The sequence below is a fragment of the Microcystis ichthyoblabe FBCC-A1114 genome (assembly GCF_050500245.1).
Classification (GTDB): domain Bacteria; phylum Cyanobacteriota; class Cyanobacteriia; order Cyanobacteriales; family Microcystaceae; genus Microcystis; species Microcystis ichthyoblabe_A.
On the sequence record NZ_CP191408.1, the window covers coordinates 1407085 to 1428197 of the forward strand.

Consider the following 21113-nt stretch of genomic DNA (forward strand, 5'->3'; position numbering starts at 1 on the left):
ATTTTATGAATGCTTTCGATAGCAAATTAGCTTAGGCTTTAACTTGCTGGCTTCAAATATTACAAAAATTTTACAAGTTGCGTTAAAATCACCCCTAGCGATGAAACGCAGCACTTTTGTAATTGTTGAAACCGAGATTAATATGCTAAATAGGTCAATTACGGCCGAGAAAACTGAGGAATTCGCTCCTGCTGACCTGCAAGACCTGCTAGACTGCACCGATAGCTTTGTTAACCGTCATATTGGGCCGACGGAGACGGAAATCGAGAAAATGCTGGCGGTTTTGGGTGTTGCTACCCTTGAGGAATTAATCGCTCAAACTGTCCCGTCAGGAATTCGTTTACAAAAAAGCCTTAATTTACCACCTGCCTTGAGTGAATACGCCGCTCTTGCCCAATTAAAAGCTATTGCCTCCAAAAATCAGGTATTTCGCTCCTTTATTGGCATGGGCTACCATGACTGTATCACCCCGCCGGTAATTCTCCGCAACATCTTAGAAAATCCGGGTTGGTACACCGCCTATACTCCCTATCAAGCGGAAATCGCCCAGGGACGCTTAGAAGCTCTCTTAAACTTCCAAACTCTCATCACTAGCTTAACCGGTCTAGAAATTGCTAACGCTTCCCTCCTCGATGAAGGAACAGCAGCTGCAGAAGCGATGAGCATGAGTTATGGACTATGTAAAACTAAAGCCAATGCTTTCTTTATCTCTAGTAGTTGCCATCCCCAAACGATTGAAGTTGTTAAAACCAGAGCGATTCCTTTAGGTATTGATATTATTATTGAGGATCATCGTCTCTTTGACTTCCAAACGCCGATTTTTGGCGCATTATTACAATATCCAGCCACCGATGGCGTAATTTATGATTATCGGGAATTTATCAGCAAAGCGCAGGAAAATGGGGCGTTAGTCACCGTTGCCGCCGATATTCTCAGTTTAGCCCTGTTGACTCCCCCCGGCGAATTGGGGGCTGATATTGCCGTGGGTAGCAGTCAACGCTTTGGGGTTCCCTTGGGTTATGGAGGTCCCCATGCCGCCTATTTTGCCACCAAAGATGCCTATAAACGTAGCATTCCGGGGCGCATTGTCGGGGTATCGAAGGATAGTCAGGGTAAACCCGCACTGCGTTTAGCTTTGCAAACCCGCGAACAACATATCCGCCGGGATAAAGCCACCAGTAATATTTGTACCGCACAGGTGTTACTAGCGGTGATTGCTTCCATGTACGCGGTGTATCACGGACCGGAAGGAATCAAGAAAATCGCCCAAAGAGTGCAGAAATTAACCGCTTTATTGGCAACTGGTTTAAAAAAGTTGGGTTATCAAGTGGGGAAAGAACCGCACTTCGATACGCTCAAAGTTACGGTATCCACGGGAGTTAAGGATATCTTCGCCAAGGCAAAAACCCATAAGATTAATCTGCGTTATTTTGATGAGAATAATCTAGGAATTAGTCTCGATGAAACCACCAGTCTCAGGGATGTGTGGGATTTATGGCAAATTTTTGCGCCAACCGAGGAATTACCCTTTGCCACGGCGGAATTAGTCGAGAAAATTAGTCTAGAATTACCCGCTAATTTAACCCGTACCAGTGCCTATCTTACCGAGCCGGTGTTCAATCGTTACCACTCGGAAACGGAATTACTCAGATATCTGCACCGTCTGGAAACAAAGGATCTAGCCTTAAATACTTCCATGATTCCCCTCGGTTCCTGTACGATGAAACTCAATGCCGTAGCGGAGATGATTCCGGTAACTTGGGCAGAATTCGGCAAATTACACCCTTTTGCCCCGATTGACCAAGCAGAAGGCTATCAACTGCTCTTTCAACAGTTAGAGACTTGGTTAGGGGAAATTACCGGGTTTGACGGCATTTCTCTACAACCGAACGCCGGTTCCCAGGGAGAGTATGCCGGTTTACAGGTAATCCGAGCCTACCATGAAAGTCGCGGTCAAGGTCATCGTCAGATTTGCTTAATTCCTGAGTCCGCTCACGGGACTAATCCTGCCAGTGCTGTTATGTGTGGTATGAAAGTAGTGGCGGTTAATTGCGATTCTCGGGGCAATATTGATATTGATGACCTGAAAACTAAGGCCCAGAAGCATCAGGATAATCTAGCGGCTTTGATGGTGACGTATCCTTCCACTCACGGCGTTTTTGAAGAGGGAATTAGCGAAATTTGCGCCTTGATTCATCAATACGGTGGTCAAGTCTATATGGATGGCGCGAATATGAATGCTCAGGTGGGTTTATGTCGTCCGGCGGATTTTGGCGCTGATGTCTGTCACTTGAATCTCCATAAAACTTTCTGTATTCCCCACGGTGGTGGCGGCCCCGGTATGGGACCAATCGGAGTAAAATCCCATTTAGTGCCTTTTCTGCCCGATGTTTCCCTAGTTTTGGCGAAATTATCCCCAGAAACCGCTAACGGTAAGCATCAGGACTCGATTGGGGCAATTTCGGCCGCGCCTTGGGGTAGTGCCAGCATTTTGGTGATTTCTTGGATGTATATCGCTATGATGGGGGCAGCCGGCTTGAAAAAAGCGACAGAAGTGGCAATTTTGAACGCTAATTATATGGCTTTTCGTTTGGAGTCGGCCTATCCGGTGTTATTTAAGGGTAGCGCGGGAACAGTTGCCCACGAGTGCGTGATTGATTTACGTCCCCTGAAAAAACAGGCCGGCATCGAGGTGGAAGATGTGGCAAAACGCTTGATGGATTTCGGTTTCCACGCGCCGACGGTTTCTTGGCCCGTGGCGGGTACAATGATGGTGGAACCCACGGAAAGCGAATCTTTGGGGGAATTAGACCGTTTTTGTGAAGCTTTGTTAACTATCTATCAAGAAGTACAAGCGATCGCTAATGGTAGCATGGATCCCCACGATAATCCCTTGAAAAATGCCCCCCACACAGCTGCGGTTTTAACTGCCGATGATTGGAGTCGTCCCTATTCCCGTCAACAGGCAGCTTACCCGCTTTCTTGGCTAAAAGATTATAAATTCTGGCCGGTAGTGGGACGGGTTGATAATGCCTACGGGGACAGAAATCTGGTTTGTTCCTGTGAGGGGATGGACGCTTATAAGTAATCGTAATTCCTTGATAATATTTGGTGGGGTAGTGGCAAATTACCCCGCTTTTTTCTGGTTTTTCGGAACTTGATCCGTAAAATTAAGTACCTCTTGTGCCACTCGCTCACAACTGCCTACTGTTCCTAAACCGGCCTTGGTTTCTGCGTATTCATCTAACATTTTTTGGCGACGTTGCTGATTTAATAATAAATCTAGACATTCCTGCATAATTCTTTCTGGGTTAGCTTCCTCTTGTAATAATTCGGGAACAATTTCTCGCATTAAAACTAAATTTACTGGTGAGACAAATGGTACAGAAAGCTTCATAATATTGCGGGCAATCCAAGCAGTAACTGCACTTAAACGGTAAACCACCACCTGCGGCACATTTAATAAAGCAATTTCGAGATTAACTGTACCAGACTTAGCCACAGCCAGATCGGCTGCGGCAATCGCTTCTAAAGTCTGATCTCGTTCCATAATCACCGCATTTAATCCGTATTCCGCCACTAATTCTCGCATTTTTGGTTCGTATAAAGCTAGGGGAACGGGAATTAAAAACTTAATATCGGGAATTTTTTCCTGTAATTTTTGGGCAGCAGCACACACCGTCGGCACGAGATATTTAAACTCCTGTTGACGGGAAGCAGGTAATAAAGCGATTACCGTTTCTTCGGGTTTTATTGCCCATTTTTGCCGCATTTCTTGCCGATTGGGAGCATTGGCCATACGATCAACTAAAGGATGTCCCACCCAAGTTACCGGTAAACCTTTTGTTTCAAAAAAACGAGCTTCAGCGGGAAAAATTGCCAATAATTTATCGGTGACGGCGATTAATTTTTCCGTATTAAATAACTTTTCTGCTGTGGCCCTGAGTTTAGCTGAGGGGATATTTTCTTCTGACCAAATCCACACCTGTGGGGCAATATAATAAATAATTGGGACATCGGGAATAATTTTTTTAGCCGACTGACCGATCGCCACATTTGCCCCCACATAATCAATTAAAATAATGATATCAGGGGGATTATCTCTAAAAAACTCTTTTGCTCGTTTTTGTAGTTGTAAAGTTGGCCAAATAAAGGGGATAGATTCAATTAATCCCATGGCAGCCAGTCGAGTGGTTTTACCCAACATTTTTGCTCCGGCTAACTCCATGCGATCGCCACCTAGGGCAAAAATTTCTAACTCAATTGCCTGGGTTTTAGCTAGTTTAAAAAGGGATTCAATCAGCATGGCTGCCTGTAAATCACCCGATACCTCACCCGTACTAATAAATATACGCATTTGGATAATTATTTGATAATAAAAGAATTCAGGAGACAGGATTGCTGGAGATAGGATTGCTGGAGATTGTTTTTATTTATTCTTCCCACTTCCCCATCACCCCACACCCCACTTTCCACACCCTGTTCCTCAATCAAGAAATTATTTTCCCGGAATTAAACCGCGACGTTTTTCTCCCGTGGTAGAGGATTGTAAAAATTGACAGAGATGTTGAACATGGGGGTTATCGGTTAAGAGAGAAACTTGTTCTAAAGCCTCCTGAAGATTTATATTAGAACGATAGATAATCCGAAAAGCTTTTTTGAGTAAAGCTAGATCTTCATCGGTAAAACCGGCCCTTTGTAAACCGACTAAATTAAGAGTTCGTACCCGACAGGGATTGCCTTCCACTAAAGTAAAAGGGGGAACATCGCGATCAATACGACTCATTCCTCCTAACATGGCCATTTTGCCAATATGAACAAATTGATGTACTCCTAAAACCCCCCCGATAACTGCTTTTGATTCGATCTGAACATGACCAGCCAAGGCGACACTATTAGCGATAATAATGTTATCTTGCAAAATACAATTATGGGCAACGTGAACATAGGCCATTAATAAATTATTACTGCCAATTTGGGTAACTTCTCCCGTATCCGTGGCGCGATTAATCGTGACAAACTCGCGAATTTGGTTATAATCACCAATTTCTACGCTACTTTCGCCCCCTTTATACTTTAAATCCTGTGGTTCATTACCAATAACAGCCCCAGAAAAAATATGATTACCCTTGCCAATTTTAGTCGGACCCTCAATGACCACATGGGCATCAATAATTGTATCAGCTTCAATTTCCACATTGGCCCCGATCACAGCATAGGGACCAACTTTAACCTTGGGATCAAGTTTTGCCGACGGATGGATAACCGCAGTGGGGTGGATTAACGTATTCAAAGGGAAGTCTCCCGCGCTCAACTTCGTCACTGTATGAATCATGGTATAGCTTATCCTATATTGGACAGATTGTGATCAAGATTGATAGCGGTTGCTTAGGGAGGGGACGACTTTAATGGGGAACCAGAACCCGATAAACTATTAACCAGATTCTCTTGGTTCCTTCGTCCCTCCCATCCTGATAAAAAATATATGAGCAATAATAGACCTAAAATTATAGTCTTAGATGACGACCCGACAGGTTCCCAAACAGTCCATAGTTGTCTGTTATTGATGCGGTGGGATGAAGATACTCTCCGCTTGGGATTGGCAGATAATGCGCCAATTTTCTTTGTTTTGACCAATACGCGCGCTTTAACCCCCGAAAAAGCCGAGTCTGTCACCAGAGAAGTCTGTCATAACCTGAAAACTGCCTTAACTAAAGAGGGAATCGAGGATTTTTTGGTGGTTAGTCGTTCCGATTCTACCCTGCGCGGGCATTATCCGATCGAAACTGATGTTATTGCCGAAGAATTGGGCGGTTTTGATGCACATTTCCTGATTCCAGCCTTTTTTGAGGGGGGGAGAATCACTCGCGATAGTATTCACTATTTAATCATCGATGGCGTTCCCACTCCCGTCCACGAGACGGAATTTGCTCGCGATTCGGTTTTTGCCTACCATTACAGTTATCTGCCGGATTATGTGGAGGAGAAAACGCAAGGTAAAATTAAAGCAGATGATGTGGAAAGATTTTTACTGGCAGATATCCGTCAAGGTAGTTTAGAACGACTGCAAAAGCTCAAAAATAATCAATGTGGGGTGGTAGATGGGGAAACTCAAGCGGATCTCGATCGCTTTGCTGAAGATATTTTAACCGCCGCAGGGGAAGGAAAAAAATTTTTATTCCGTAGTGCCGCCAGTATTTTAACTTCTTTGGCTAATTTAGGAACTCAACCGATCGCACCCGAATCTATGGGTAAGTATAAGCCCACGGGGGAAGCCGGGGCAATTATCGTCGGTTCCCACGTCAAAAAAACTAGCCAACAATTAGATAAACTGCTTCAACAACCCAACACCGTCGGAGTCGAAATCGATGTGACGGCATTGCGCGATCGTCCTGAGCAACGAGATCAACTCCTAGCACAAGCTCTGGAAAAAGTCAAGCTTATTCACAAAAATAAACAAACCCCCGTGATCTATACCAGTCGGCAAGAGTTAACCTTTGCCTCTGTGCAGAAACGTCTTGATTTTGGGGTTGCCGTCTCCACCCTGTTAATGGACATTGTTAAGGGTTTACCCAGTGACATCAGTTTTTTAATCAGTAAAGGCGGAATTACCTCCAATGATGTCTTAAGTACGGGTTTAAGCCTGCAATCAGCCCGTTTACTCGGTCAGATTCTCCCCGGTGTCTCCATGGTCCGCACAGCAGCCGATCATCCCCTCTTTCCTAATTTACCCGTGGTTCTTTTCCCGGGTAACGTCGGTGATGTCCAAGCTTTAGCTACAGTTTATCAACGTTTGTGTCAATAGGAGGCAATCAGTAATCAGTGAGCAGATATGAGTTTTCAGGTTCTTCGTTACTTGGTATGGTTCGATAGGGGGGCATAAATCGACTAAATCCTTATCTGGCAAGAGACTTAATTGATTAGTTCGCTCTAGAGCAAAAACAATTGACAAAAATCGCCAAATGTCTTTCTCTATAAGGGTTCCATCCCTTATAACCTCCATTCATTGCATAACACAAACCGAAGAGCCAAATCTCGAATGCAATTTTTCCGTCTTCAAGCTAAAGTGCTTGAGACGCATGACTTCTCGGACTTGTTCTAACAGTCGAGGGTACTGTGCTTCTTCCGTCATCGGCAAATGCGGTAAAATCCACTTGAAGGGAATACCAGACCACCCTCTGCGGTTATTATTCCCTAATTGAGGTGATTAAACCGCACAGTGCGGTATTAGGTATGATTAAGGGGGTGTTAGACCGATGCAAGTGGGATAGTAAGATAGAGGAGGGTGCTAGACCGCAGTGAGCGTTATAATTAATAGTTAGCATTTTTAAAAGGAAAATTAGTAGAACAAAGCTCGGAGGGAAGGCGAGATGGCTGACAAAGGACAGAATCCCGAACTCGAAAAGATCGATGAGCGGATACTGGAGCTGATCGAGCGACGCATCGAGGAGAAGGTCATCCAGCGCGTCGAGGCAACCCTGATGTGGCGCTACGGCCTTGCCGGTGTGGCATTTGCCTTTGCCTTGGTCATCGCCGGCCTAGGCTGGAACCAGATCATCACCTCTATGGTAGACGCAAAAATCAAGGAGATCACCGGTCAGGCAGAGGAGAAGAGCGAGCGTATCAATGTAACGCTCGGTATCGCGGAGGAGTTAGCCAAACAGAATGCCGAGTTTATCGCTTCAGCCAAGAAGAAGCTCGCCGAGGTGGGCCCGACTATCGATACTATCAACACATTGGAGACTCGGCAGAAAGCTCTCGACGATCGAACCAAGGCTCTGATCGTGACGGTTGGCGAGAAACCTATCACAACGTTGCTCGATGAAAACATGACAAGGGTTGCCGCCCTCGGCAAGCAGGTCGATCGACTGAGCCAGATCGTCGAGAAGCTACCCGGCACTAGCACGCTGACGGCCAAGGACGGTTCGACGGTGACTAAGGTGCAGACCGATGTTGCGAATCTTGTGCGACGGACGGATGAACAAGTGCGCCAGAGCGCCGAGGCGCAGAAGATGCCCACGGTGTTCATTCAGTTCGCCGGTGCGCCCCGCGAGCAGGCGAAGGCCCTGCGTACCGCTCTCCAAGCCGCCAAATACAATGTGCCTCCCGAGGATCGCGATGGCGGTGCCGCGGGGCTACACGAGGTTCGTTTCTTCAACAATAACGATAATAAGGATGCGTCCGCGGCGGGCAAACTGGCGAAAGATACAACGAATGCCCTGAAACAGCTAGGCTATAAAAATCTGACGGTGCAGACGGCGGACTTTACGAATTTCTCCGGCGTGAAGCCACAGCCCGGTGTGCTGGAACTGTGGATCGAACTGCCCAAGCTACCTCCGAAGTCCTGATGGGGGGCAATGGGTTCGGCAAATCGGCAACTACCCCTTGAGCGGCGGGTGGGTGCTGGTCTAACATTGCGCTGAACCGGAACGGAGCATAGACTACCTGTTGAGTTGCAAAGGTTATCGCTGTCCGGTTAGTGCGATCGCCGCTCTTGTAGGGTGCGTTAACGAAGTGTAACGCACCTAATCTATGGTTATTCAATAATTGATGTAATGGTGGATTACGCTGCGCTAATCCACCCTACGGGGGGTTAAAATTATTATTCTTCCCCTATTTCTTCGGTTATGCTACAGTGCTTGTGAAGCAGCATAGACTTTTACTTCCTTCTCTAAACGTTCTCTGAGCCTATCTTTTTCTACTTCAATATCATACCTTGTTTGAAGATTCATCCAGAACCTTTCAGACATACCAAAATAACGAGAAAGCCTTAAGGCAATATCAGCAGTAATTCCTCGCTTTTCCTCGATAATTTCCTTGATTTGCTCTATTGGTACATTAAGATCTTCTGCCAAACGTTCTTGGCTAATTTCCATCGGTTTGAGAAATTCTTCTAACAGAATCTCACCAGGATGAATGGGGGCTAATAATTTTTTCTCAGTCATGATTATTGAGTAACAATTAATGATAATCGACTATTTCTACATTGTAGGCGTTGCCATTTTTCCAAATAAAACAGATCCGCCACTGATCGTTAATTCGGATACTATGCTGATTTTTTCTATCTCCTGAGAGTTTTTCCAACCGATTAGATGGAGGAATGCATAAATCCTGTAAAGTTTCGGCCGCGTCTAAAACTTCTAGCTTTCTCCGAGCATTTCGTTGAATATCTTGAGGTAATTGTCGTGAAAATTTACGTTTGAATACCTGCTCTGTCTCCTTAGATGCAAAACTCTTAATCATCAATAATTAGGAAAATGCACTACTATCATATCATCTTAGTGCGATCATCGATCTCATGCTAATGTTAGATCGCAATCTTTCTGTGGAGGAGCAGTTGAAAGTGTATCTGTGGGTTACGATCGCTTTTTCAACCACCTTATCACTAGCTAATCTTCTTGGCTATCAAGGATTAAAGCGTCAAGAGAATTGGGAAAATCACCTCGCTCAACCATTTTTGTGAAAACTTTGTAACAATCATTTTTATCCCCTTGTTTGCGAGGATAGCTTAGCCATAAAACAAAAATTGCTTTATACTCCTCGGTTTGTATAGCCCGAAAGAATAAGCGATAACGGTCAGGTAGTCCCATCTTTTTGATTCTTCCGTAATGCTTGAGCGCCCCAGTCAGAGCAAAATGGGAAGTAAAAGGATCGAGAGGGATTTTTTCTTTAATGGCGACCATAATCGCCCTGTAGAGTTTGACTGTAGAATGAGTACGGTATGCTTCTGTTGGCAAGGTGTTTTTTAGTTTACGAACCTCAACTTGTAAATCGCGGCGTTGTTGCCCAAAAAGTCTTTTAATAAAGTAGATTCGCCAACCGTTAACTATCAAGTTCTACTCCTGTCATCAACTCTTCATCGACCGCTGCCATCGCTTCTGTATAAGCTTCTAACTCAGCATCAGCATTTAATAGGGCTTGCTTGGTCAGAAAATCTAAAAATAAACTCATCATCAGTTCATCTTCCTCCTGTTCTACAGATTGAGGCTGTAAGCGGACTAATAAGGTATCAGGGCTGATAACTTCAACAGCACCTTTAGCTTCCTTAAACTGGGGATTATCCTTAAAAAAACTGGCACTCAAACGGAAACCTGAAGCATTGCCTATCCTAGCCCAGGTTAGATTGTATTGTTTGTTACTCATGATTTTAGGCAAAGTTTACTACATATCATGTTATTACATAATTTAATAACATACAAGGTTGCCCAGTTTCTCTACCGCGTTTTAACTGAACTTACCCCATACATATATACTATAGGGGAGCGCGCCGAGAAAGCCATCGAGTAAAACTAGCGGATTTCGATTTAACACCGCGTAATGAAAAAAGTTCCGATTTTTGCCGTGGTGTACCGCAGCGTGAAACTTGCCGAAAACGTGTTCTGGAACATGGTAGAGAAACGTAGAAATTAAATCACCGAGTAGCAAGAGCGCTAGGGTGATCAGGATGGCTTTTAGTATAAGTAGTGTCAAAGTTTTCCCCTTAATTTTCCGCTCGATCGTGTTTTGCAATTTACTATAAAAGAGAAAGTTAAATTTTTCTTTATGATTAAGTTAATTTTTAAAATCACGCCTTATGTGAGTTGCCCAAAGGGTTGAACAGGAGTCTGCTCAAAGGTGAGAACATCAATACCAAAACGCTGACGCAACAGTATCCGCAGGGTATGACTTGCCATTTTAGCGGCAACCTGGACACAAAGTGCCTCAACTTTCTTTCTGAGCAATCGCTCCAAGTTGCGTCCTGTATTCTGCACCTCATTGAAAACCCCCTCAATCCGTTCTCGAAAATGTTGAAGAAGTCGCTCAAAGACGGGAGAAGTTTGTTGATGTTGATTGACTCTCTTAGCTGCAGAGACTCGATTACCTGTGGTTCTTGATATCTCAGTCTGCCAATCAGTACCAATAAACCCCTTGTCGGCTAGGATATTGTTGCCTTGAATGAACTGCAATACGGATTCTGCTGCGGGAGCGTTCGTCAGTATGAGCAGGGACGAGGGAATAAACCAAAAGGTCAACATTTCACTATCACTGAAACTAGGCTCAGGTCCAGGCAGCATGGGAGTCAAGCGATATCCCTGTTCTTGATACCAGTCATCCACCAGGACATAAATAATAGTCAAGAGGGTGGGAGCATCTATCCTATTCATGGGAGGCCTCATGCTTTGGAGTGATTACCTTTATCGTGACGCCTCCCTTTGATTTTACAAACCTCTCTATCTCGCATCAGCCGTAATTCCTAATTCATAATTCCTAATTCCCACTGCTGCTGGCTGCTCAAGGTTCATAATGAAAGAAACATCTATGCTGATAGCCAGTTAATTTTTATGAAAACTGTTGCCGATACGGACTTGAAAAGGCTAGAAGACTTAATTATCAACGGACAAAAAGCGATCGAGACTCGTTTCACGGCGATCGAGAATAGTATCGTCGAAATTAAAGCTGATATTGGCGAAATTAAGGCTGATATTAAGGAAATCAAGCAAGATGTTAAATCCCTAGAGATAGGACAGGCAAAATTAACCGAAAGAGTCGAAGGGATGGATAATCGCCTCAAAATAGTCGAGGGCAGTCAAAAAAATCAAATTTGGGCATTGATAACCATTTTAGGCGGTTCACTGATTACCGCTTCCGTCGGTTTGCTGATCGCTATTTTGCGCTTTGTCTTGTTTAAGTAAAAAATTATCTTTATGGATGAAACCAAAACCGGAATAAATCAAGAAATCGACCTAGAAACCGAAAAAATTGAGCCATCAGCCTCGGTAAGGTCAAGATACACCCAAATTCACCTTAAAAGTGAGGGCGAGAAATTGGTGCTAATTTTACCCAAAACCGGCGCCGGGGAGACAAGTCAGGATTGGACAGATATCTTGACAGGATTGAAATATTATCTCCGTAATAGCGGTCAAAACTGCCCAGCTAGAACACCTGTACATCTACAGGCCAACGATCGCCTGATGGATACGCGGCAACTACAAGCGATCGCCACAATTTTAGACAGTGCCGAATTACCCCTACATACGATCCAAACTCAAAGAAGACAAACCGCAGTGGCAGCGGCAACTATGGGTTACAATGTCGAACAAATGCAATCAAATGCCACGGTTTTCGGGGACGAGCAACCGCTGCCATCCCTCCTCGCTGAACCTTTATACTTAAAAACTACCCTGCGATCGGGTGTAGAAATCCGTCACCCGGGTACAGTTATAGTCATGGGCGATGTCAACCCCGGCGGATCGATTGTCGCTGATGGCGATATATTAGTTTGGGGGAGTTTACGCGGTGTGGCCCATGCGGGATTCCGCGGCGATCGAGCGGCGCTAATCATGGCCCTGCGAATCGATTTAACTCAACTGAGGATCGCGGAATTGGTGGCACGGGCCCCGGCTTTAAATAGCGATCGCATAGAACCAGAAATCGCCTGTATCAGCGAAGGAGGAATCCGCATCATTGGGGCTTATAATTTTTCCAGAACCTACACATTTAAAGATAAAGTGGGGTGGGTCGAAAAAAGGTGATCAGTAAACAGTGATCAGTAAACAGTGATTCAGTGACTGGTAAAAATAGCGATTAACTGCGTTGAAACGAAAAACTCTATAAAACTGATAGCTGATAACTGATAACTGATAACTGATAGCTGATAACTGATAACTGATAACTGATAACTGATATAAATTATGGCTCGTGTAATTGTGGTGACATCGGGAAAGGGAGGAGTCGGTAAAACGACGGTAACGGCGAATCTAGGTTCAGCTTTATCTCAATTAGGCTGTCGAGTCGCCCTTGTCGATGCCGATTTCGGACTGAGAAATCTCGATTTATTGTTAGGATTAGAACAGCGTATCGTTTATACTGCCCTCGATGTGGTGGCGGGAGATTGTAGCCTTGATAAAGCTTTAGTTAAGGATAAAAGACAGGAAAATCTGGTTCTATTACCGGCGGCACAAAATCGTACAAAAGAGGCAATTACTGCCGATCAAATGAAGGATTTAGTCGCCCAATTGTCAAAAAGTTATGATTATGTATTGATTGATTGCCCGGCAGGAATTGAAATGGGTTTCCGCAATGCGATCGCTGCTGCCCAAGAAGCGATCATCGTTACTACCCCAGAAATGTCGGCGGTGAGAGATGCCGATCGCGTGGTAGGATTACTAGAAAGCGAGGATATTAAAGGTATCCGTCTGATTGTCAACCGGCTGCGGCCAGAAATGATCCAACTTAATCAGATGATCAGCGTCGAGGACATTCTCGACTTATTGGTAATTCCCCTGTTGGGGATTATTCCCGACGATCAAAGAATTATTATTTCCACTAATAAAGGAGAACCATTAGTATTAGAGGAGAAGACTTCTCTTCCCTCCATGGCCTTTAGAAACATTGCCCAACGTTTACAGGGTCGCGATGTGCCGTTTCTAGATTTAATGGCCGGTCAGGAAGGTTTTCTTACCCGTCTGCGTCGTCGCTTGTTTGGGCCTTAAACTCTCTCATCTCAACCCTTTAACCTACTATGAATGACCTGATCGATAAACTTCTAGCATGGCGCGGTTCGGGCAAAAGTGGCGACCAAGCTAAAAAACGCTTAAAACTTATTCTAGCCCATGATCGCGCCGATCTTAGTCCCGAAATTCTCGATATGATGCGTCAAGAAATCTTAGAAGTGGTCGGTCGTTATCTTGATATCGACACCGAGGAAACCGAGTTACTCTTAGAAAGTGACCAACGAACTACCGCCCTGATTGCTAATTTTCCGATTCGTCGCATCAAACGCCGTCCTTTAACCTAAAAATTGCCATGAAAACTCAACCGATCGAGCTTTGGCTTAGTCTAGCGGTCAGTCCCTTTCTTTTATCCTACTTGGGACTACGTTCTATTAATAATTGGTTGATAGAAGTCGGGAAAGACAGCGAGGAATTGTTTCGCGGCGATCGCTTGCCCCTTCTCAATATTCCCGATCAGTTACCGGTCAAAAGTGACCAATAATCCAAGAAAAAAGTCCTTTTGCCCCCTGAAAAGAGGCAAAAATAGCGAAATTTTTGTTAAAAATAGGAAAAAATGTGATTCTTTGGCATATAATCTCATTTTTGACAAACCGTAAAGAACTAATCCCGATATATCAGTAATCAGTGATCAGTTATCAGTTATCAATGATCAGATTTGAGTTTTCAGTGAATAGTATTAACGGGCAAGTTCTGAGCTTTCTTTTCACTGATGACTGATGACTGATGACTGTTTACTGATTACTGATTACTGATTACTGAAATTATGAGCGTCCTTGTCCCCTCGACCGAAACCGAACAGGATATTTTCCCCACTTCCAACCTGTTTCTGCAGCAAAGACTGAAATTAATCGAAGATTTATGGAAAGAAGTCTTGATCTCCGAATGTGGTCAAGAATTAGTCGATTTACTGGAATTACTGCGCCATCTCTGTTCTGAGGAAGGACAAGTGACCGATGATAGTGCGGAGGCAACGATCGCCAAAATGATCGAAGACTTGGAACTAGGGGAAGCGATCAAAGTTACCCGCGCTTTTGCCCTCTATTTCCAGTTAATAAATATAATCGAACAACACTACGAACAAAGGGATCAGCAACTACTGCGACGGACGGTGATCGGGGAAGAAAACGAAAGTCCCAAGGCTGAACCAACGCAAAAAAGCCTTTTAGCCACCATTGTCGGGGCCGATTGGCTAGAAAAAACCCTAAACGAGTCCGATCACTCCAGCCCAAAATCGGGGCTATTTCACTGGTTATTTCCCTATCTCAAACAGGTGAACGTCCCCCCCCAGGAAATTCAGCGTCTTCTCGATCAATTAGATATTCGTCTGGTTTTCACGGCCCACCCCACGGAAATTGTCCGTCATACCATTCGCATTAAACAGCGCCGCATTTCGGGCATTCTCGAAAAACTCGACCAAGCAGAAGAAATCTTTCGCAGTATGGGGTTAACTAACTCCAGAGAAGCACAGACAGTCACCAAACAGTTAAAAGAAGAAATACGTTTTTGGTGGCGAACAGATGAACTACACCAATTTAAACCCACCGTCGTCGATGAGGTGGATTATGCCCTTCACTACTTCGATGAAGTTCTCTTCGATTCCCTACCCCAGTTAACCCTGCGTCTGCAGCAAAGCCTACAATCCTCCTTTCCCCGTTTACAAGCGCCGAAAAATAACTTCTGTCGCTTCGGTTCTTGGGTGGGGGGCGATCGGGATGGCAATCCCTCCGTTACCCCCGAAGTCACCTGGAAAACCTGCTGTTATCAGCGCAATCTCGTTGTTAAAAAATATCTCGATGCTATTCGCGACCTGACCAGTATTTTAAGTGCCTCCCTGCACTGGTGTCACGTCTTGCCGGAGTTGCTGGACTCCCTGGACAGAGATAAACAGCAAATGCCCGAAATCTATAGCCAGTTAGCAATCCGCTACCGTCAGGAACCCTATCGCCTCAAATTGGCCTTTATTCAAAAACGTCTGGAAAATACCCGTGATCGCAATGATCGCCTTAATGACCCGGAAGAACGACAATTATTAACTAAACTCAACGAAACCAACATCTATCGCTCTGGTTCCGAGTTTTTAGCCGAATTACAGCTATTAAAGCGCAGTCTCTTGCAAACCGGTCTTTCCTGTCAAGAACTCGATCGACTGATCGCCCAAGTGGAGATTTTTGGCTTTGTCCTGACTCAGTTAGATTTTCGGCAAGAATCCACCCGTCACGCCGAATGTATCGAAGAAATCGCCGCCTATCTCGGAGTTTTACCCAAACCCTACGGCCAATTAACCGAATCAGAAAAAATCGCCTGGTTAGTGGCGGAATTAAAAACCCGTCGGCCCTTAATTCCCCGGGAAATGCCCTTTTCGGAAAGAACCTGCGAAACCATTGAAACCCTGCGAGTTTTAAGAAGTCTGCAAGGGGAATTTGGTCTGGAAATCTGCCAAACCTACATTATCAGCATGACCAACGAGGCCAGCGATGTGCTAGAAGTGCTGTTATTAGCCCAAGAAGCTGGGTTATACGACCCCGCCACTAGCCGCAGTTCCCTCCGCATCGTTCCCCTCTTTGAAACCGTCGATGACCTCAAACACGCCCCCGGCATCATGCAGACTTTGTTTGAATTGCCCCTCTACCGGGCAGCCCTAGCCGGCGGTTACGACCATTTAGGGGCTTTAAACGGGGAGGAAGTGACCCCGGAACCGGCCATCCTCGAACCGGGTAATTTACAGGAGATTATGGTGGGTTACTCCGATAGTAACAAGGATTCCGGCTTTTTAAGCAGTAATTGGGAAATTCATAAGGCCCAGAAGGCTTTACAGAAAACCGCTAAACAATACGGCGTGGATCTACGTCTTTTTCATGGCCGGGGCGGTTCCGTTGGTCGCGGTGGTGGACCGGCCTACGCCGCTATCCTCGCCCAACCCCGGGGAACGATTAACGGTCGCATTAAAATCACCGAACAAGGCGAGGTTTTAGCCTCGAAATACTCTTTACCGGAATTGGCCTTGTATAACCTCGAAACCGCCGTAACGGCGGTCATACAGGCAAGTTTACTGGGCAGTGGTTTTGATGATCTCGAACCCTGGAATCGCATCATGGAGGACTTGGCCACCCGTTCACGGCAAACCTATCGCAGTTTGATTTATGAAGAACCGGACTTTTTAGACTTCTTTCTGTCCGTAACTCCCATTCCTGAAATTAGTCTTTTACAGATTAGTTCCCGACCGGCGCGCCGGAAAAGTGGTCAACAGGATTTAACTACCCTGCGGGCAATTCCCTGGGTATTTAGTTGGACCCAAACCCGTTTTCTTTTACCGGCTTGGTATGGTTTAGGGACAGCTTTACAGATGTTTCTCGATGATTCTCCTAGCAGAAATTTGGAATTGTTACGCCATTTTTATCACAAGTGGCCTTTCTTCCAGATGGTGATTTCTAAGGCAGACATGACTTTATCAAAGGTGGATTTACAGATGGCCTATCACTACGTCAGTGAACTTTCTAAACAGGAAGATCGAGAACGTTTTCAACGTCTGTTTGAAAGGATTAAAGAGGAATATAATCGCACTAGCGAGATTGTTCTCCAGATCACCGGCGAGAAACATTTATTAGATAATGATCCGAGCTTACAGCGCTCGGTGCAGTTACGCAACGGTTCGATCGTTCCCCTCGGTTTCCTACAGGTGTCTCTCCTCAAGCGTTTACGTCAATACAATAGTCAAGCTCAATCCGGTGTGATTCATTTCCGCTATTCTAAAGAGGAGTTATTAAGGGGCGCTTTAATGACGATTAATGGTATTGCCGCAGGGATGAGAAATACCGGTTGATTACAGATAATTAATGGTAGTTTTCGGGTGGTTATCTTGAAGGTAATCCACCCTATTTTTAAAATTTGTCAACTTTTTGTAGAACTTCTACTAAGTTGTTATTTTTAAAGGGAAAATCACCGTTAAAATTGGGCATTACTTCTGATTTTATCACTCAATCCCAGCTTTTGGGGGGTTCTATTGGCTAATATTAAGTAGCTGGTTATAATTAAATTAAAAATGGATTTTAGGTTCGATCCCCCCTGCCCCCCTTGATAAGGGGGGTGCCGATCCCCCCTTAGTCCCCCCTTTAATCCCCCCTTAATAAGGGGGGCATCTGATAATTTTTAACGCCTACCTACTTACTATCACTTATTGACTAAAAATGAAGATTTTACTGCTAACAGTTGACAATTGATGAGCGACCCCGAAGAGAGGCAATTAAGCTCACTGGTGTGTCGGAAGATTAGAGATTGTGCCAAAATGGAGAAAGTGACCCAAGGATTACAGGTAAATTGTTAAAAAAAAGGATCGAGTAACCGTGACTGATACCAACCTAGATATACTATCCCTGACGGATCCAGCGATCGCAGGGATTCTGCAAAAAGAACTACAACGTCAAAGAGATCACCTAGAATTAATCGCTAGTGAAAACTTTACCTCGGCTGCCGTCATGGCCGCCCAGGGTTCGGTTTTAACCAACAAATACGCCGAAGGACTGCCAAAAAAACGCTACTATGGCGGTTGCGAATACATTGACGAAGCGGAACAATTAGCGATCGATCGGGTTAAACGACTATTTGGGGCAAACCACGCTAACGTACAACCCCACTCTGGCGCCCAAGCTAATTTCGCCGTTTTCCTGACCCTCTTGCAGCCCGGCGATACGATTATGGGCATGGATCTCTCCCACGGTGGTCATCTTACCCACGGTTCCCCCGTTAACGTTTCCGGAAAATGGTTCCGAGTCGTACAGTACGGAGTAAGTCCCGAAACCGAACTCCTCGACTACGATCTCATCCTTGACATCGCCCGCAAAGAAAAACCAAAACTAATTATCTGCGGTTATTCTGCCTATTCGCGCCGGATTGATTTCGAGAAATTCCGCGCCATCGCTGACGAAGTGGGGGCCTACCTGATGGCAGATATCGCCCATATTGCCGGTTTAGTGGCCACTGGTCATCATCCTAACCCCCTACCCCACTGTGATGTGGTCACTACCACCACTCACAAAACCCTGCGCGGTCCTAGGGGGGGGTTAATTATGACCAAAGACGAGGAATTAGGCAAAAAATTCGATAAATCCGTCTTCCCCGGTACCCAAGGCGGTCCCCTAGAACACGTGATTGCAGCGAAAGCGGTGGCTTTTGGGGAAGCATTGAAACCGGAGTTTAAAATCTATTCGGGCCAAGTAATCGCTAATGCCCAAGCTTTGGCCGGTCAGTTGAAGGCTAGAGGGATTAAAATTGTCACCGATGGTACGGATAATCACTTGATGTTACTCGATTTAAGATCCGTGGGCATGACCGGGAAAGAGGCCGATCGCTTGGTGAGTACCATTAATATTACCGCTAATAAAAACACTGTTCCCTTCGATCCCGAGTCTCCCTTTGTCACCAGTGGTCTGCGCTTGGGTTCCCCGGCTATGACCACCAGAGGACTAGGAGAAACGGAATTTATCGAGATTGGCAACATTATCGCCGATATTCTCCTTAATCCAGGTGATGAAGCCCTGAGAACTGCTTGCCGTCAACGGGTAGCCAAACTCTGTGAAAGCTTCCCCCTCTATCCCCATCTCCATATTTCCGTCCCCGCCTTGGCCTAAAAAGAGAGATAATAAAAGTTCATAATTGGCGATTGCCTGTCAGTGGCCAATTGTGAATTAAATCGCCCCCCAATTCCCATGTCCGGAGATTTATACTATCTAATTGCTTTTCTGATCGCCCATACCGTGGTACTTTGGAGTACCCCCCTCGTCAGAACCGTCGGACTGAAAAGCGGTTACGTCGATAAACCAAACGAAAGGAAAGTCCATGAAAAGCCTATGGTTCGACTGGGGGGAGTTTCGATTTTTGTCGGCGCTTTAACTGCCCTCCTGATCGTTTGGTGGTTGGGAGGGTTTGCCGGTTTAAACAGCGATCGAGAATGGGAAGTGTGGGGCGTAACCCTAGGCGGTTTGGGCTTTTTTCTCATCGGTCTAGCGGATGATCTTTTTAATCTTTCCCCCCTCAATCGTCTGGTAATGCAGTTTAGCGTCGCTTTTCTAGCTTGGCAAGCTGGGGTGAGGATCGATTTCCTCTCTATTCCCTTCGGCGATTTATTACAAATTCATTGGCTAAGTTTACCAATTACTCTCCTCTGGTTAGTGGGGATGGCTAACGCGATTAATTGGATTGACGGTTTAGATGGATTAGCGGCGGGGGTTTCGGGTATATCTGCCGTGGTGATTTTGATTGTAACTTTGGTGATGGGACAACCGGCCGCCGCTATTATCGCCGCCGCTTTAGCGGGTGGGGCCTTGGGTTTTCTGCGTTACAATTTTAACCCCGCCCAAATTTTTATGGGGGATGGTGGGGCCTATTTTATGGGTTTTACCCTGGCGGGTGTGGCGGTGATTGGATTGGCTAAAACTACTGCTGTGACTACTGTTGCCGTTACCGCCGTCCTATTGCCCTATCTCATCCTCGCGGTTCCTCTCCTCGATATGTCCACGGTGATTATTTCCCGTCTCAAACGCGGAAAATCCCCTTTTGTGGCTGATAAACGTCATTTACACCATCGTTTACTGAAAGCGGGTATCTCTCACCGTCTGACAGTATTATTTATCTACGCTCTAACTCTCTGGGTGGGCAGTTTAGCCCTCGGTTTTTCCAATGTTCCCAGTGGTTGGGGTTTTGCCTTTGGTGCGACTCTCCTCCTCGGTTACGTCGGTTGGCAAGTCTGGCGCAATCGTGGCAGTGAACCGTAAGCCGTCTTAAACTAGAAAAAGGATTAATAATTAAGATAGCGGCAGGATGACTCTGGGAGTTTAGCAAATGTCTAACGAAACCGTAACTTATTCCCTTGAAACGGTTCTTAAGGAAATCAAAGACAGCATCAAGGAAGTCAACCACAAAGCTGATAGAATCGAGCAACGTCTGACAAAATTAGAAATCGGACAGGCAGAACTTAAAGGAGAAATTAAAGCTTTAGATGAGCGACTAAGCACAAAAATTGACGGATTGACCGCTAGAGTTGCCTATCAAGAGTTTACTAATCGAGGCATTTTGATCGCCCTTGTTGTTGCTATTTTAGGAGGAGCAGCTAAACTTTTTGGGTTTATTGGCAACCCCCAGAAGTTGCCCTTAGCATCATAAATTTTTCCTATCTTATTTTTTCAGCAAGCCCTAATTAAAGTTATCAAAAGTAGGAGTTTAGCACAATGTCTAACGAAACCGTAACTTATTCCCTTGAAACTGTCCTGACAAGGATTGAGGGAAAAATCGACTCTTTACAAAGAGATGTTAATGAGCGTCTCACTAAGCTAGAGATAGGACAATCAGAAATAAGAGGGGATATTAAGGCCCTAGATTCTAAAGTTATGGAAATAGAAAAGCCTATTGATGACCTGAATGCACGGGTGAATATTACCACTAATGGGTTTCTTGGCATTGTCGGAATTTTGGTGACAGGAATAGTAGGTATTCTGGGAAAAATCGTCTTTTTTCCTAATCCCTAAAAGTTATCCTTAGTCTTTGTTTACTCTACAATTTTCAAGGATACAGAGAAAAATGATCTGCAAAAATCCCTCTTTCCGTTCTCCTCTCTGCGACTGTAGCGCC

At 45.1% G+C, this 21113-nt stretch carries 21 protein-coding genes; 13 read left to right on the forward strand and 8 right to left on the reverse strand.

The genetic code is table 11. The features are described from left to right. The first annotated feature begins 100 nt into the window (after positions 1 to 100). A complete protein-coding gene (gene gcvP, locus ACQY1Y_RS06915) occupies positions 101 to 3088 on the forward strand; it encodes an aminomethyl-transferring glycine dehydrogenase (protein ID WP_430014248.1) in 2988 nt (995 codons plus the stop codon). A 39-nt stretch (positions 3089 to 3127) separates the two neighbouring features. Here the strand turns inward: gcvP and lpxB are convergent, their stop codons facing one another. Then, positions 3128 to 4357, reverse strand: coding sequence for a lipid-A-disaccharide synthase (lpxB, locus tag ACQY1Y_RS06920; RefSeq protein WP_430014249.1), 1230 nt, complete (start codon positions 4355 to 4357; stop codon positions 3128 to 3130). Positions 4358 to 4498: 141 nt separating this feature from the next. Continuing rightward, the gene (gene lpxA, locus ACQY1Y_RS06925) at positions 4499 to 5335 is read right to left on the reverse strand and encodes an acyl-ACP--UDP-N-acetylglucosamine O-acyltransferase (protein ID WP_036401272.1); all 837 of its coding nucleotides are present in this window, start codon (positions 5333 to 5335) and stop codon (positions 4499 to 4501) included. A gap of 150 nt (positions 5336 to 5485) precedes the next feature. Here lpxA and ACQY1Y_RS06930 point away from each other — a divergent pair, with 150 nt between their 5' ends. Next, complete coding sequence (locus ACQY1Y_RS06930; protein ID WP_069474397.1) at positions 5486 to 6805, forward strand: four-carbon acid sugar kinase family protein; 1320 nt, start codon at positions 5486 to 5488, stop codon at positions 6803 to 6805. Here the strand turns inward: ACQY1Y_RS06930 and ACQY1Y_RS06935 are convergent. After that, on the reverse strand, positions 6773 to 7003 hold the full coding sequence (locus ACQY1Y_RS06935) for a hypothetical protein (protein ID WP_430014250.1): 231 nt from the start codon (positions 7001 to 7003) through the stop codon (positions 6773 to 6775). The genes ACQY1Y_RS06930 and ACQY1Y_RS06935 overlap by 33 nt on opposite strands. A gap of 367 nt (positions 7004 to 7370) precedes the next feature. On the opposite strand from ACQY1Y_RS06935, the gene ACQY1Y_RS06940 reads away from it, so the two are divergent. Continuing rightward, entirely contained in the window at positions 7371 to 8348 is a 978-nt protein-coding gene (locus ACQY1Y_RS06940; RefSeq protein WP_012266647.1) for a hypothetical protein, read from the forward strand. A gap of 282 nt (positions 8349 to 8630) precedes the next feature. Here the strand turns inward: ACQY1Y_RS06940 and ACQY1Y_RS06945 are convergent, their stop codons facing one another. The 5 genes from ACQY1Y_RS06945 to ACQY1Y_RS06965 form a co-directional block, all read right to left on the reverse strand. Then, positions 8631 to 8945 carry a HigA family addiction module antitoxin gene (locus tag ACQY1Y_RS06945; RefSeq protein ID WP_002733868.1) on the reverse strand — a complete coding sequence of 105 codons (315 nt, stop codon included), beginning with the start codon at positions 8943 to 8945 and terminating at the stop codon, positions 8631 to 8633. Between the two features lie 16 nt (positions 8946 to 8961). After that, positions 8962 to 9243, reverse strand: a complete 282-nt coding sequence (locus ACQY1Y_RS06950; protein WP_272076280.1) for a type II toxin-antitoxin system RelE/ParE family toxin — start codon at positions 9241 to 9243, stop codon at positions 8962 to 8964. A 146-nt stretch (positions 9244 to 9389) separates the two neighbouring features. Further along, positions 9390 to 9833 (reverse strand): type II toxin-antitoxin system YhaV family toxin, encoded by a 444-nt coding sequence (locus tag ACQY1Y_RS06955; RefSeq protein ID WP_430014251.1) that lies wholly within the window; start codon positions 9831 to 9833, stop codon positions 9390 to 9392. Continuing rightward, positions 9823 to 10143, reverse strand: a complete 321-nt coding sequence (locus tag ACQY1Y_RS06960; protein WP_069474398.1) for a hypothetical protein — start codon at positions 10141 to 10143, stop codon at positions 9823 to 9825. Before ACQY1Y_RS06960 ends, ACQY1Y_RS06955 begins: the two co-directional genes overlap by 11 nt. Before the next feature lie 428 nt (positions 10144 to 10571). Continuing rightward, on the reverse strand, positions 10572 to 11144 hold the full coding sequence (locus ACQY1Y_RS06965; RefSeq protein ID WP_430014252.1) for a hypothetical protein: 573 nt from the start codon (positions 11142 to 11144) through the stop codon (positions 10572 to 10574). A gap of 177 nt (positions 11145 to 11321) precedes the next feature. Here ACQY1Y_RS06965 and ACQY1Y_RS06970 point away from each other — a divergent pair, with 177 nt between their 5' ends. The 10 genes from ACQY1Y_RS06970 (at position 11322) to ACQY1Y_RS07015 (ending at position 21010) form a co-directional block, all read left to right on the forward strand. Beyond that, positions 11322 to 11672: a hypothetical protein gene (locus tag ACQY1Y_RS06970; RefSeq protein ID WP_002733098.1), complete on the forward strand. Its 351-nt coding sequence runs from the start codon at positions 11322 to 11324 to the stop codon at positions 11670 to 11672. A gap of 12 nt (positions 11673 to 11684) precedes the next feature. Continuing rightward, positions 11685 to 12512, forward strand: coding sequence for a septum site-determining protein MinC (gene minC, locus ACQY1Y_RS06975; protein WP_002793372.1), 828 nt, complete (start codon positions 11685 to 11687; stop codon positions 12510 to 12512). Between the two features lie 159 nt (positions 12513 to 12671). After that, positions 12672 to 13472 (forward strand): septum site-determining protein MinD, encoded by an 801-nt coding sequence (gene minD / locus ACQY1Y_RS06980; protein WP_002733442.1) that lies wholly within the window; start codon positions 12672 to 12674, stop codon positions 13470 to 13472. Positions 13473 to 13501: 29 nt separating this feature from the next. Then, entirely contained in the window at positions 13502 to 13777 is a 276-nt protein-coding gene (minE, locus tag ACQY1Y_RS06985; protein ID WP_002732811.1) for a cell division topological specificity factor MinE, read from the forward strand. A gap of 8 nt (positions 13778 to 13785) precedes the next feature. Next, positions 13786 to 13974, forward strand: coding sequence for a hypothetical protein (locus ACQY1Y_RS06990; RefSeq protein ID WP_430014253.1), 189 nt, complete (start codon positions 13786 to 13788; stop codon positions 13972 to 13974). A gap of 282 nt (positions 13975 to 14256) precedes the next feature. Further along, positions 14257 to 17313: a phosphoenolpyruvate carboxylase gene (ppc, locus tag ACQY1Y_RS06995; RefSeq protein WP_430014254.1), complete on the forward strand. Its 3057-nt coding sequence runs from the start codon at positions 14257 to 14259 to the stop codon at positions 17311 to 17313. Positions 17314 to 17833: 520 nt separating this feature from the next. Next, a complete protein-coding gene (glyA, locus tag ACQY1Y_RS07000; RefSeq protein ID WP_123230927.1) occupies positions 17834 to 19117 on the forward strand; it encodes a serine hydroxymethyltransferase in 1284 nt (427 codons plus the stop codon). Between the two features lie 78 nt (positions 19118 to 19195). Continuing rightward, positions 19196 to 20260, forward strand: a complete 1065-nt coding sequence (locus ACQY1Y_RS07005; RefSeq protein ID WP_002732067.1) for a glycosyltransferase family 4 protein — start codon at positions 19196 to 19198, stop codon at positions 20258 to 20260. A 67-nt stretch (positions 20261 to 20327) separates the two neighbouring features. Then, positions 20328 to 20648 (forward strand): hypothetical protein, encoded by a 321-nt coding sequence (locus tag ACQY1Y_RS07010; protein WP_002733512.1) that lies wholly within the window; start codon positions 20328 to 20330, stop codon positions 20646 to 20648. Between the two features lie 65 nt (positions 20649 to 20713). After that, complete coding sequence (locus ACQY1Y_RS07015) at positions 20714 to 21010, forward strand: DUF4164 family protein (RefSeq protein WP_130757829.1); 297 nt, start codon at positions 20714 to 20716, stop codon at positions 21008 to 21010. Positions 21011 to 21113 lie beyond the last annotated feature (103 nt).